This window comes from Kocuria sp. ICS0012 (assembly GCF_001665945.1).
GTDB lineage: Bacteria > Actinomycetota > Actinomycetes > Actinomycetales > Micrococcaceae > Kocuria > Kocuria marina.
In genome coordinates this window covers 95,198-108,072 of the sequence record NZ_LZMM01000036.1, presented here as the reverse complement: position 1 = coordinate 108,072, position 12,875 = coordinate 95,198, and the positions used below count along the sequence as shown (strand labels likewise).

Sequence of the window (12,875 nt, the reverse complement as noted above, 5' to 3'; positions counted from 1 at the left end):
GCGGCGGACCCCGAGGAGCCCGCCGCGCCGCAGCCCGAGCAGCCCACGCTGTTCGACGCCGCGCCCGAGCCCGGGTCTGAACTCACGCGGGACAACGCTGCCGACACCCGCTCCGCGCCCTCACGCGACCGCGCGTCCGAAGTAGCACAGACCGCCGGCGACGACGCCGTCGAGCCCGCGGCGACCGCAGCAACCGTCCCCCACGGGGCGGCTCGCAGGGAGGTCGGCGCCGCGCCGTCGTGGACCGCCGGCGAGCGCGCGGCGTTCGACCTCGAGACCACGGGGCGGGATCCGCAGGAGGCGAGGATCGTGACGGCGTCGGTGGTCCTCGTGGACGCCACTGGGACCGTGACGCGGGAATGGGAGTGGCTCGCCGATCCCGGGATCGAGATCCCCGCGGAGGCCGCCGCGGTCCACGGCGTCACGACCGAACGGGCCCGCGCCGAGGGCCGCCCCGCCGCGGAGGTCACCGCGCAACTGCACGACGTGCTGAGCGGGCTGTGGCGCGCGGGGATCCCGGTGCTCGCATTCAACGCCGCCTACGACCTCACGGTCCTCGCGAGAGAGAGCGAGCGCCACGGTCTGCCCGCCCCGGCCCCGATGCCCGTGCTGGACCCGTTCGTGCTCAACAAGCAGGTGCACCGCTACCGCCGCGGCAAGCGGACGCTGGGCGCACTGTGCGAGGAGTACGGCGTGGTCCTGGATGCCGCACACACCTCCGCGGCGGACGCGCTGGCCACCGAGCGGCTCGCCACCGCCCTGGTCGAACGGTTCGCAGAGCTCGAACGACCCGCGGAAGAGCTGCACGAACTGCAGATCGGCTGGGCAGCCGAGCAAGCGGCGTCGTTGCAGGAGTACTTCCGGCGCCGAGATCCCGAGGCCGTGGTGGACGGCACGTGGCCCGTCCACCCGCACCCCTGACCCCACCCGCACCACTACAGCGACCGTCACGCGCACGACCGCGGCCGTCGCACTGCGCAACGACGACGGCGCGGCACCGCCGGGAACCACCCGGGCGGCGCCGCGCCGTCGTCGTACAGGAAAAGGCGTACAGAAAAGGCGGAGCGGATCAGCCTTCGGCGGGTCGAGCCTCCGCTGCCGCACGAGCCGCGGCGGGAAGGGCCGAGAGGATCCGGTCCATGGCCGAATCGTCGTGCGCCGCGGAGAGGAACCACGCCTCGAAGACCGAGGGCGGGAGGTAGACCCCGGCATCCAGCATGGAGTGGAAGAACGGCGTGTACCGGAAGCTCTCCTGAGCCTTGGCGTCCGCGTAGTCGTGCACCCCGCGGGCACCGGTCCCGAAGGCCACCGAGAACAGGTTGCCAGCCACCTGGATCGAGTGATCGACCCCGGCGGCATCGAGGGCCTCGTGCACCCCCGCCTGCAGCTGCTCGGAACGGCGGTCGATGGTCTGATACGCGATCCGGTCCGCGCACTTGAGCGTCGCGATCCCCGCGGCCATAGCCACGGGGTTCCCGGACAGCGTGCCCGCCTGGTACACCGGGCCCATGGGGGCCAGGTACTCCATGATCTCGCGGCGCCCGCCCAGTGCGGCGGTGGGCAGTCCCCCGCCGATGACCTTGCCGAACGTGAACAGGTCCGGGACCCAGTCCTCGCCGTTCTGGTTGCTGAGCCCCCAGTACCCGGCCTCGTGGACGCGGAAGCCCGTGAGCACCTCGTCCAGAATCATCAGGGCGCCGTTGTCCCGGGTGATCCGACGGATGTGCTCGTTGAAGTCGTTCTCCGGGGTGACCACGCCCATGTTGCACGGAGCGGCCTCGGTGATCACCGCGGCGATCTCACCGGGGTGCTCGGCGAAGACGGTCTCGAGCGCCGCGACGTCGTTGTAGGCCACCACGAGCGTCTGGGCGGCGGTGGCCTCGGTGACTCCCGCGGAACCCGGCAGGGCCAGGGTCGCGACACCGGAACCGGCCTCCGACAGGAGCGAATCCACGTGACCGTGGTAGCACCCGGCGAACTTGACCACCAGGTCGCGGCCCGTGAACCCGCGGGCCAGGCGCAGCGCCGTCATGGTGGCCTCGGTGCCCGTGGAGACCATGCGGATCTCCTCGAGCGGGGCCACGCGGTCTACCACGAGCTCGGCGAGTTCGGTCTCACCGCGCGTGGTGGCGCCGAAACCGAGACCGCGCTCCACGGCCTCGTGGACGGCCTCCGTGACCACGGGATGCGCGTGACCGATCAGCGCGGGGCCCCACGAGCACACCAGGTCCACGTACTCGCGCCCGTCCACGTCCGTGAGGTACGGGCCCTTGGCCGCGGCGATGAACGGCGGGGTACCGCCCACGGAGTTGAACGCGCGCACGGGCGAGTTGACGCCCCCGGGCATGACGCGCTGGGCGCGGTCGAACAGTTCTTGCGAAACACTCATGAGATCACTTCATTCCTTTCGCCGGGAGGCTCTCCCGGTGAGACCGTGCCGCGCGACGGCGCGGGCGCGGGGGTTCTGGGGTTACCTGCCGTTCTCCTCATGGAACCAGCGGGCGAGCTCGGTCGCGTAGTAGGTCAGGATCGAGTTGGCCCCGGCGCGCTTGATGGACAGCACGGACTCGCGGATCGCGGCGTCGCGGTTGATCCAGCCGTTCGCCGCGGCGGCCTCGATCATCGCGTACTCACCCGAGATCTGGTACGCCGAGACCGGCACGGGGGACGCGTCCGCGACCTCGCGCAGGATGTCCAGATAGCTCATGGCCGGCTTGACCATGACCATGTCCGCGCCCTCGTCCAGGTCCAGCTGCAGCTCCAGCAGGGCCTCCCGGCGGTTCGCAGGATCCATCTGATAGGTTTTGCGGTCACCCGTGAGCGTGGAGTCCACGGCTTCACGGAACGGGCCGTAGAACGCGGACGAGTACTTGGCGCTGTAGGCGAGGATCGACACGTCCTCGCGGCCCGCAGCGTCCAGTGCCGCGCGGATCACGCCCACCTGGCCGTCCATCATCCCGGAGGGTCCCAGCATGTGGGCGCCGGCCTCGGCCTGGGCCAGGCCCATGCGGCCGTAGATCTCCAGGGTGCGATCGTTGTCCACGCGGCCCTGATCATCCAGCACGCCGCAGTGGCCGTGATCGGTGAACTCGTCCAGGCACAGGTCCGACATGACCACGATGTCGTCCCCCACCTCGTCACGCACGGCACGGATCCCGCGGTTGAGAATGCCGTCCGGGTCCAGCGCGGCGGAGCCCTCTGCGTCGCGGGTCTGCGGGATCCCGAACAACATGAAGCCGCCCAGCCCCAGCTCCACGGCTTCGGCGGCCGCGCGCTTGAGAGAGTCCATGTTGTGCTGCACCACACCGGGCATCGAGGCCAGGGGCTGCGGCTCGTCGAGTCCTTCCTTGACGAACACGGGCAGGATCAGCTCGGACGGCGTCACGCGGGTCTCCGCGGTGAACCGGCGCATGGCCGGGGTACTGCGCAGTCTGCGGGGCCGTGACACGAGGTCGTACGACACGTCATGGTCGGTCATGGTTCACATCTCCTGATCATCGAAATCTTTGAGTCGTCACGGGGCGGGTCGTTGCGGGCTCGGCGTGACCGTCCCGCTCCGGCGCCGAAGTGTCCGGCTCACCCAGCGCCCGCGATACGGCGTCGGCCAGGGCCGCTGGGGTCGGTTGCGCGGAGGTCATCGGGTCGACTCCGCGGGCCCGCAGCGCGCGGGCGGTCGGTTCCCCGATCGCGATCCACGCCGTGGCGGCCGCGGGCGTCATGCCCTCCAGCAGGGCGTCCGCGCGCGACGGCGCCGTGACCACCACCGCGGCCAGCTCACCGGACGCGCACGCGGCCCGAGCGGCGTCGGCGCCCCATTCCTCGGGGGCTTCCGGTGTGGTTGCGGTCCCGGCACCGGGGGCGCGCAGCGGGCGGTCCGCCGGGGCCGGGACGGTGTCGTACGCGGTGATCCGCACGACGTCGTACCCCCGCTCCCGCAGTCCGCTCACGAGGGCGTCGGACGCGAGCGCCGAGACCGGCACGAGGGCCCGCACCGGGGCCCCGGATGCACCCGGGTGCTCCTCGGGCCACTCGGCGAGCATGCCCGCCGCGCTCGAGACGCGCGCGGGGACGAAATCCACGCCCACACCATACTCCCCCAGCGCGCGGACGGTCGCCTCGCCCACCGCGGCGACCCGCAGCGCGGGCTCACCGGCCTCGGTGCGGTGACGAGCGGAGGGCCGCCGAGCGGCGTCGAGCGCGGCACCCCACTGCGGGGTGGGGGCGACCGCGGCAAGCGCCGCCACCGTGGTCGCGGACGTCACGCACAACCACGTGGGACCGCTCGGGCCGGTGGCCTCGGCCAGCAGCTCCCGCAGTGATTCCACGTCCGACGGCAACTGGGCCTCGAGCAGGGGCGAGGCGCACGGCTCGTACCCGCGTTCCCGCAGCAGCACCGCCAGGGCGCTCGCGGAAGCGGGGTCGCGGGTGATGAGCACGCGCGCCGCGGTCACAGGCTCAACCGTGCCAACCGGTCCGCGCCGTGGGCCAACAGGTCCTCCGCGACCCGCTGACCGAGAGCCCGCGCGGCCTCGACCGAGGGTTCCGGCGCGGACTCCGTGCGGCGCATGACCTCGGAGCCGTCCGGATTCGCCACGACGACGTCCAGTTCGAGATCACCGTCCACGAGGCGTGCGAAGGTTCCCACAGGTGCGGCGCAGCCCGCCTCGAGACGAGCCAGCACCGAGCGCTCCGCGGTGACCGCGAGCCGCGTGGGCAGGTGGTCCACCGCGGCCAGACCGGTCGCGAGACCCGAGTCCGCCGCGAGTTCCGCCGAGACCTCGAGCGCGAGCGCACCCTGGCCCGGGGCCGGCAGCATCCGGTGCGGATCCAGGTACTCGGTGATCCGCCCCTCGAGGCCCAGGCGCTTGAGGCCCGACGCCGCGAGCACCACCGCGTCGAGGTCCCCCGGGTCCCCGGGAGCCACGCGGTTGAGCCGCGTGCCCACGTTGCCGCGGATGTCCACGATGCGCAGGTCGGGGCGCAGCGCGCGCAACTGCGCGACGCGCCGCGGCGAGCCCGTGCCCACGGCCGCGCCCTCCGGCAGTTCGTCGAGGGTCAGACCGTCACGGGCGCACAGGGCGTCCCGCGGGTCCTCACGCTGCGGCAGCGCGGCAATGGTGAGCCCCGTGACCGCCGCGGTGGGCAGGTCCTTGAGGGAGTGCACGGCCAGGTCCACGGCGCCATCGAGCACCTGGGACCGCAACGCCGTGGCGAAGACCCCTGTACCGCCCAACTGGGACAGCGGCCCGGTGAGCACGTCGCCCTCGGTGCGCACGGTGACCAGCTCGTGGTCGATGCCCCCGGCACGGGAGACGGCCTCGGCCGCCCACCGGCTCTGGGTCATGGCCAGCTGCGAGCCTCGGGTGCCCACCCTGAACACGGGTCCACTCACCGGTGGATCACCTCGCCGTTCTCGTCGAGCCCCACGGGGATCGGCTCGCCGACGGGCCGCTGGGCGATCGTGGGGCGGGGTTCGCTCTGGCCGCGCAGCACCTTCACGCAGCAGTCCGGGGCGCACGTGTCGAACCACGTGCCCTGGGCGCACGCGGATACCCGCGGGGGCGCGGTGGGCGTGCCCAGCCGCTGCTCCACGAGGTCCGCGAGCGCGGCCACGAACTCGGGATCGGTGCCGGCGGTGGGGATGCGCTCGAACTCCAGGCCGGCCTCGGCCGCGGCGTCACGGGCCTCGGTGTCGAGGTCCCAGAGCACCTCCATGTGGTCCGAGACGAAGCCCAGGGGCACCACGGCCACGCCGGTGACGCCCTTGCCAGGCAGCTCCTCGATGACGTCGCAGATGTCCGGTTCGAGCCACGGGACCTGCGGGGGCCCGGAGCGGGACTGGTACACGAGCTCCCACTCCACCCCGTTCATGGGCTCGCCCACCTGCTCCACGATCCAGCGCGCGGCCGCAAGGTGCTGCGCCACGTAGGCGGAGTCCCCCTCGAAGCTCATCCGCTGGGAGCCGGCCGCGTTGGCGTCCGTCATGGGCACGGAGTGGGTGGTGAACAGCACGCGCACGGGTCCGTCAGTACGCTCGCGCAGGGCGAGCAGCGAGTCCCGCAGCTTGGTGGCGTACGGGCGCAGGAAGCCCTCGGAGTCGTAGTACTGCCGGATCTTCTCCACGTGCAGCTCGTCCTGCAGCCCCGTCTCCTCCAGGCCCACGCCGTAGTCCTCCCGGTACTGGCGGCAGCTGGAGTACCCGGAGTACGCGCTCGTGGCGAGCACCAGGAGGTCCCGGTACCCGCGCTCGTGGCTCTCGCGCAGAACGTCCGCCACGTACGGGTCCCAGTTGCGGTTGGCGAGCAGCACGGGCAGCTCCACACCACGACGCCGCAGCTCGGCCTCGAGCGCATCGCGCAGCGCCCGGTTCTGGGCGTTGATGGGGCTCACGCCGCCGTTCGCACGGTAGTGGGTGGCCACCTCCTCGAGCCGCTCGTCCGGGATGCCGCGGCCGCGCGTGACGTTGCGCAGGAACGGGATCACGTCCTCCTGACCCTCCGGCCCGCCGAAGGAGGAGAGGATCAGGGCGTCGAAGCTGTGCGGCGCGTTGGCGCGCTCGGCACTCAGGGCATTGGTCTCTCGGGTGTCAGTCATCTCAGTCAAGCACCTCGGCAATCTCGTGGGTGGTGATCCGGCGCCCCGTGTAGAACGGGGTCTCCTCGCGCACGTGCAGGCGTGCCTCGGTGTTGCGGAAGTGGCGCATGATGTCCACCAGGTCCACGAGCTCGGGGGCCTCGAGCGCGAGCAACCACTCGAAGTCGTTGAGCCCGAAGCACGCGATCGTGTTGGCGAGCACCTGCGGGTACTCACGGGCCTTCATGCCGTGGTTCTTGAGCATCTCACCGCGGCGCTGCGGGTTCATGTAGTACCACTCGTAGGAGCGCACGAACGGGTACACACACACCCAGTCCTTGGCTTCCGCACCGCGCGCGAACGCGGGCGAGTGGTTGGACGTGAACTCCGCCTCGCGGTGCACACCCATGGCGTTCCAGGACTGCCGGGTGCCCGCGAGCAGCGGCTGACGGCGCAGTTGCCGGATCGCGGCCTGCAGGGCGTCCGGTTCCTTGCCCGTGAGCCACAGCATCAGATCGGCGCTCTCGCGCATCCCGGAGACGTCGTACACGCCGCGCACGGTGACGCCCCGACCCTCGAGGTCCTTCACGAGCTCGTCGAACGCGCTGCGGTTGGCCTGCGAGTCCGCGTCCCGCGGGCGCTCACCCGTCCGCTCGAACACCGTGTAACCGGCCCAGTACAGCGTGTCCCCACCGGCCTGTGCCGCGTCCTGGCGTGCCTCGGTTGCGTGCTCACTCATCGTGTGTGCTCCCTTTCGACTTCTCGTTCTGTTCACGTTCGATGGTTCTCGTCCCGCGCAGCACTGCCCGGGCTGCGCGGACGACGTCGCACGGCTCGGTCCCGCGCGCGGCGGTCCCTCAGTTCGGGGTCACGTCGAACCCGTGGTGCTTGAGCAGGGTCCTGACCTGGTGGCGGGTGTCGGCGACGACCGCCGCGAGTCCCGTGCCGGACAGCCACGCCCCCACGGCCGCGGCGTCCGGGACGTCCTTGAGCGCCCGGCGGAACCCCGTGACGCGGGCGCTGTGACCCGCGTCCGTGCGCGGCAGGGCGGTGTGCCACCGCACGACGTCCGCGCCCACGAGCTGTTCCGGCTCGATCGGTACGCCCAGCAGCGTGCTCGCGTCCCCGAGGGCGAGCGAGATGAGGTGCTTGTCCTCGAGCGTGACCTCCGGGGAGGGGCCCGATCCACGCGGGGTGGCCCGGCCGTAGGATAACCGCACCACGTGGCGGTGCTCCCCGGCCTCGCGAGCCACCCACTTCCACTTGGCCGTGGCGTGGGTCAGGGCCTTGGCGCGCACCTCGCGCACGTCGTCGCTCACGAGCAGACCGGTACCGCGGGGTGCACTGTCCAGGGCGGGGCAATCCAGCACGAGGGTGGCGAGCGCGATCCGGGGCCCCGAGCGAGGCGTGAAGTTCTGGACGTCGCTGACCTGCGTGCCGAGCAAGCGCACCGTGGTGGGTCCGTCCGTGGCCATCACGAGCAGTTCCCCGCGGGCCACGGCCGTCTTGTCCCCGTTCACGGGTTGGCGCTGGATCACCATCCACCCGGGCCTGCGCGGGTCGCGGTCCAGGGCGATGACGTCGTAGCGGGTCACGAGCTTGACGCCCAACCGCTCCGCGTCCCGCACGAGCCGTTCGCTGAGCAGGTTCATCCCGCCGTCGAGACCGGCCACGTTCGCACCCGCGGGGCTCGCTGCTCGCAGTGCACCCGCGGCCGCGCCCAGGCTGCCGAGTTCGCGCAAGCGGGCGCGCAAACCGGGGGCCACGGCGTCGACGTCGAGTTCGTCCGGGTGGGTCGAGTAGACCCCGGAGACGAACGGGGTGACCAACCGGTCCAGCACGCGCTGGCCCATGCGGGCACGCACGAGACCGCCGATGGAACGCTCCCCCGCGCCCACGCGGGCCGGCAGCGCCCTGTCCATGCGCGCACGGGCCACGCCCGCCCGGCCCAGGGGCTTGCGCAGCTCCGGTGCGGTGGGGTCCGCGGGGATCCCGAGCACCCCGGACTTGGGTGCGGGCACCGCACCCTCAGGGAGTTGCAACCAGGAGCCCGCGGGATGGGGGGTGACCACGCGGTCGGAGAGCCCGAGTTCCTCGAGCAGATCGGGTACGGCGTCCGAGCGTGTGGCGAAGGATTCCGCGCCGGAGTCCAGGACGAGTCCCGCCACCTCGTGGGCACCCACGGCGCCGCCGAAGTGGTCCGAGGCCTCGACCAGGGTCACGCGTAGACCGGCGCGCGCCAGGTCACGGGCGGCCGTCAACCCGGCGACGCCGCCGCCCACCACGAGAGCCGTGCGAGGACGCCGTGGCGCGGTGCGCCGCTGGGCACCGGGGGAAGTTGTCACCGAGTCTCCTTGTGGATGAAGGTCACCAGTTCGCTCAGCACGTCCGGGTCCGTCTCCGGCGGCACGCCGTGGCCCAGGTTGACCACGTGACCGGGGGCGCTGCGACCGCGGCGCAGAACGTCGCGGGCGTGTTCGTGTAGCACCTCCCGCGGGGCGGCGAGCAGCGCGGGATCGATGTTGCCCTGCACCACGGTGCGCCCACCCAGACGCTGCGATGCGATGTCCAACGGGATGCGGTAATCCACACCCACGGCGTCCGCTCCCGCGTCCCGCATGGCGGCCAACAGCTCGCCCGTACCCGTGCCGAAATGGATCCGCGGTACCCCCAGGTCCGCCACGGCGGCGAGCGCGTCCGCGGAGTGGCGCTGGACGTGCGCCTCGTAGTCGGCGAGCGACAGGGAGCCCGCCCACGAGTCGAACAACTGCACGGCCGAGGCCCCCGCTTCCACTTGGGCGCGCAGGAACGCTCCGGAGGTGCGCGCGGCCCACTCGGCCAGAGCGGTCCAGGACGCGGGATCCGCGTGCATCATGGTGCGCGGGCGCAAGTGGTCGCGCGAGGGCCCGCCCTCCACGGCGTATGCGGCGATCGTGAACGGCGCGCCCGCGAAACCGATCAGCGGGGTGTCCCCGAGCTCGGCGACCGTGCGCGCCACGGCCTCGCGGATCGGGTCCAACGCCGAGTCCGGCAGTTCGGGCAGCGCGGTGACGTCCGCGGCGGTGCGCACAGGGTGGTCGAGCACTGGGCCGCGCCCGGCCACGATGTCCACGGCCACCGAGGCGAGCTTCATGGGCACCACGATGTCGGAGAAGAAGATGGCCGCGTCCACGCCGTGCCGGCGCACCGGCTGCAGGGTGATCTCCGCGGCGAGGTCCGGGGTCAGGCACGCCTCGAGCATCCCCGTGCCCTCCCGGGCGGCGCGGTACTCGGGCAGCGAGCGACCCGCCTGACGCATGAACCACACGGGCGTGTGCGCGGCGGGGAGCCCCCGCAGGGTACTGATCAGGGGGGAGTCGGCCACACCCGCCGAGCGCAGCGGGTGCTCGGTGGGCAGCGCGGCGATGCGCTGCTCCCACGCGTGATCGCCGCCCGGCTCCGTGGCCGCGGCGGGATCATGGGGGGACTCGGCGCGGCGGGATTCTACGGTGCGATCATTCTGGGAAGCCATAATGGCCCCATTGTGCCAAAGGAGCCCGCCGGTTTTGATGACGTAGTGTCCGCCGGGAACACAATCTCTGCGCCGGGTGCGCCCAGTGGTTATGCTGAGCGAGCCAGGATGAATTCGTCTAGGATGGCCGGATTGTGGTTCTTTTCTGTCTTGTCGCATCGCACCGTTCCGTCGACCTCAACACCGTCGCACGGTTGAGCACGGGGGCTCTCGGGGTGGCCGAGGAGGCCGTGTCCCAGGGCGCGCTCTCGGGGGCCATCACGCTATCCACGTGCAACCGGCTCGAACTCTACGCTGAGCTGCCCGAGGACGGGACCCGCGACGTCGCCCTGGCCCAGCAGCAGCTCGCCGAACGCGTGGCTGAGCGCGCGGGGCTGGACGAACGCTTCGTCCTGGAGACCATGGACACCTACCACGGCACCGAGGTCCCGCAACACCTGTTCACCGTGGTCTCTGGTCTGGAGTCCGCCGTGGTGGGCGAGCGTGAGATCACCGGACAGGTCCGCCGCGCGCTGAACCAGGCCCGCCAGTCCGGCACCGCTTCGGGACACCTCGTGCAGTTATTCGAGGCCGCCGCCCGCACCGCACGTGAGGTCGGGGCCCGCACCGGCCTCGGTGAGCGGGGACGCTCCATCGTGTCCGTGGCCCTGGACCTCGCCGACGACATCACCCGCGGCAGCTGGCCCAACCGGCACGCCCTGATCTTCGGCACCGGCGCGTACGCCGGCGCCACCATGGCCGCGCTGCGCGACCGCGGCTGCGCGGACATCGAGGTCTACTCCGGTTCCGGACGCGCCCAGCAGTTCACGGACCAACGCGGCGGCTCCCCCGTCACGGAGGTCGAGCTGCCGGCGGCACTGCGCCGCGCGGACGTCGTGATCGGCTGCTCGGGCGGCTCCGCCCCCATACCGGCGTCCGCCTTCCCGAGCGGACCGCGCACCGTGATCGACCTCGCGCTGGCGCGGGACTTCGACCCCGCCGTCGCGGACCTGCCGGACGTGGAGCTGATCACCCTGGAATCGGTGCGCGTGGCCGCACCCGAGGAGACCCGCGAGTCCGTAAGCGCGGCGCGCGAGATCGTGGACGAGGCCGCCCAGGGCTTCGCGGCAGCCCAGAACGCCCGCACCATGGACCAGGCCATCGTGGCGCTGCGCAAGCACACCATGGCCGTGCTGGACACCGAACTCGAGAAGGTCCGTGCCCACCACGGCTGCACCGGCGCGGAGGAACAGATCGAGATGGCCATGCGCCGCATGGTCCGCTCACTGCTGCACATCCCCACCGTCCGTGCCCGTCAGCTCGCCGCGGAGGGCCGCGCGGACGAATACATTTCCGGATTGGAAGCGCTGTTCGGTCTGGAGGTCGCACCACCGCAGACCCTCCCCGCGGATCAGGATCCCCTCGCTGAACGATCCCCCTCAGACACCCCGCGTCCCCGCGCGGCCGGTTGAAGCCACGACGGGCGAGGGCCCGTCACAGAGGAGGACCCCATGAACGCTCCCGATGCACGCGACGCGCCCGCGCCCACCGGCCACACGCGGGCCCCTCGCATGACCCGGGACCAGCGGCGGGAGCAGCTATTGAGCACGGCACTGCGGGTGTTCTCCGAAGGCGGCTACCACTCGACCTCCATGGACGAGATCGCCGCCGCGGCCGGGGTCTCCAAACCGGTGCTCTACCAGCACTTCCCGGGTAAGCGGGACCTGTTCCTGGCGCTCGTGCAGTTCACGCTCGCGGAACTGTCCGAGAAGCTCGAGCGGTCCCTGGCCAGCGCCGAGACCAACAAGGCGCGGGTGCAGAACGTGATCGACACCCACTTCGAGTTCGTGAACAGCCAGCCGGAGGCCCATCGGCTCGTGTTCAGCGCGGACCTCATGTCCTTCCCCGAGGTCGCGGCGCAACTGGACGAGTTCTACCAGGGGATTGCCGTGGCCGTGGCCGCGGTGCTCGGACCCAAAGCGGGCATGCCACCGGCCCAGGCCATCATGCTGTCCCGGGGCCTCGTGCACCTGGTCCAGACCTCCGCTGTGTTCTGGACCCGCCACCCGGAAGCGGGCACACGCGAAGAGGTCCAGGACCGGATTTTCCGTTTAGCCTGGGGCGGAATCAGGACGCTCGACGAGGAGCGCCGGGAACCTGCTCCTAAACTGATCGGCAACGACCGAGGCTGACGCGCCCGCCCCTCACCGGGGTGCGCGGCACCTGGAAGACATGGTCCGGCCCGTGATCACCGTGGGCCGGTGACGCCGCAGGAGGTACTCATGGAAATCAAGATCGGGATTCAGAACGTGGCCCGCGAGCTTGTGGTCAACGCCGACCTCTCCGCGGACGAGGTGCAGACCAAGGTCACGGAGGCGCTGAGCTCCGGCGCACCGCTCGTGCTGCAGGACACCAAGGGTTCCACCACCGTGGTCCCCTCCGCGAGCATCGGCTACGTGGAGACCGGCCAGGAGACCAAGCGAAAGGTGGGTTTCACCCCCCTGCCCCTCGGCTGAACCGCCCACGCCGTGAGGCCCCCGGACCACCGCGTCCGGGGGCCTCACCGTTTTGCGGGTACACTGGAGGTGTTTATCAGGATGACCGGTCGTCCCATGAGACCGTCACGTTCACTTGTTACCCGGCTTCGGCCCGCGCCCGGAAGGTCCCGCGCCTTCCGCTGAGCGCCCGGGCGGGGTGCGTTTCACGATCGGCTTCCTCTCACAGCGCGGCGGCCCCCGCTTCGTGCCGCTCCGTCCTCCGGGACGGCCCGGCCGATGATCCGGTGTGGTGCCCCGCGCCGACCCGTGAAGGA

Annotated in this window: 11 protein-coding genes and 1 pseudogene; 4 read left to right on the top strand and 8 right to left on the bottom strand. The window is 71.7% G+C overall.

The window, feature by feature from the left end:
- Nucleotides 1-237 precede the first annotated feature (237 nt).
- A pseudogene (locus A5728_RS05590) lies at nt 238-921 on the top strand (3'-5' exonuclease); the annotation flags it as partial.
- Between the two features lie 148 nt (nt 922-1,069).
- On the opposite strand, the gene hemL reads toward A5728_RS05590, so the two are convergent.
- The 8 genes from hemL to hemE all read right to left on the bottom strand — a co-directional run bounded on the left by hemL (nt 1,070) and on the right by hemE (nt 10,084).
- Nucleotides 1,070-2,389 (bottom strand): glutamate-1-semialdehyde 2,1-aminomutase, encoded by a 1,320-nt coding sequence (hemL, locus tag A5728_RS05585; RefSeq protein ID WP_064846089.1) that lies wholly within the window; start codon nt 2,387-2,389, stop codon nt 1,070-1,072.
- Between the two features lie 81 nt (nt 2,390-2,470).
- Nucleotides 2,471-3,478 carry a porphobilinogen synthase gene (gene hemB, locus A5728_RS05580; RefSeq protein WP_064846088.1) on the bottom strand — a complete coding sequence of 336 codons (1,008 nt, stop codon included), beginning with the start codon at nt 3,476-3,478 and terminating at the stop codon, nt 2,471-2,473.
- Between the two features lie 16 nt (nt 3,479-3,494).
- A complete protein-coding gene (locus A5728_RS05575; protein WP_064846087.1) occupies nt 3,495-4,451 on the bottom strand; it encodes a uroporphyrinogen-III synthase in 957 nt (318 codons plus the stop codon).
- On the bottom strand, nt 4,448-5,392 hold the full coding sequence (hemC, locus tag A5728_RS05570; protein ID WP_064846086.1) for a hydroxymethylbilane synthase: 945 nt from the start codon (nt 5,390-5,392) through the stop codon (nt 4,448-4,450). The genes A5728_RS05575 and hemC overlap by 4 nt, the downstream gene beginning before the upstream one ends.
- Nucleotides 5,389-6,594 carry a ferrochelatase gene (locus tag A5728_RS05565; RefSeq protein WP_064846085.1) on the bottom strand — a complete coding sequence of 402 codons (1,206 nt, stop codon included), beginning with the start codon at nt 6,592-6,594 and terminating at the stop codon, nt 5,389-5,391. Before A5728_RS05565 ends, hemC begins: the two co-directional genes overlap by 4 nt.
- Before the next feature lies 1 nt (nt 6,595).
- Nucleotides 6,596-7,312, bottom strand: a complete 717-nt coding sequence (gene hemQ, locus A5728_RS05560) for a hydrogen peroxide-dependent heme synthase (protein WP_064846084.1) — start codon at nt 7,310-7,312, stop codon at nt 6,596-6,598.
- 118 nt (nt 7,313-7,430) lie between these two features.
- Nucleotides 7,431-8,918, bottom strand: a complete 1,488-nt coding sequence (gene hemG / locus A5728_RS05555; protein ID WP_064846083.1) for a protoporphyrinogen oxidase — start codon at nt 8,916-8,918, stop codon at nt 7,431-7,433.
- The gene (hemE, locus tag A5728_RS05550; RefSeq protein WP_064846082.1) at nt 8,915-10,084 is read right to left on the bottom strand and encodes a uroporphyrinogen decarboxylase; all 1,170 of its coding nucleotides are present in this window, start codon (nt 10,082-10,084) and stop codon (nt 8,915-8,917) included. Before hemE ends, hemG begins: the two co-directional genes overlap by 4 nt.
- A gap of 134 nt (nt 10,085-10,218) precedes the next feature.
- On the opposite strand from hemE, the gene A5728_RS05545 reads away from it, so the two are divergent.
- From A5728_RS05545 to A5728_RS05535, 3 genes are all read left to right on the top strand, one after another.
- A complete protein-coding gene (locus A5728_RS05545; RefSeq protein ID WP_064846081.1) occupies nt 10,219-11,535 on the top strand; it encodes a glutamyl-tRNA reductase in 1,317 nt (438 codons plus the stop codon).
- A 39-nt stretch (nt 11,536-11,574) separates the two neighbouring features.
- Entirely contained in the window at nt 11,575-12,255 is a 681-nt protein-coding gene (locus tag A5728_RS05540; protein ID WP_064846080.1) for a TetR/AcrR family transcriptional regulator, read from the top strand.
- 90 nt (nt 12,256-12,345) lie between these two features.
- Nucleotides 12,346-12,579 carry a DUF3107 domain-containing protein gene (locus A5728_RS05535; RefSeq protein WP_035965329.1) on the top strand — a complete coding sequence of 78 codons (234 nt, stop codon included), beginning with the start codon at nt 12,346-12,348 and terminating at the stop codon, nt 12,577-12,579.
- Nucleotides 12,580-12,875 lie beyond the last annotated feature (296 nt).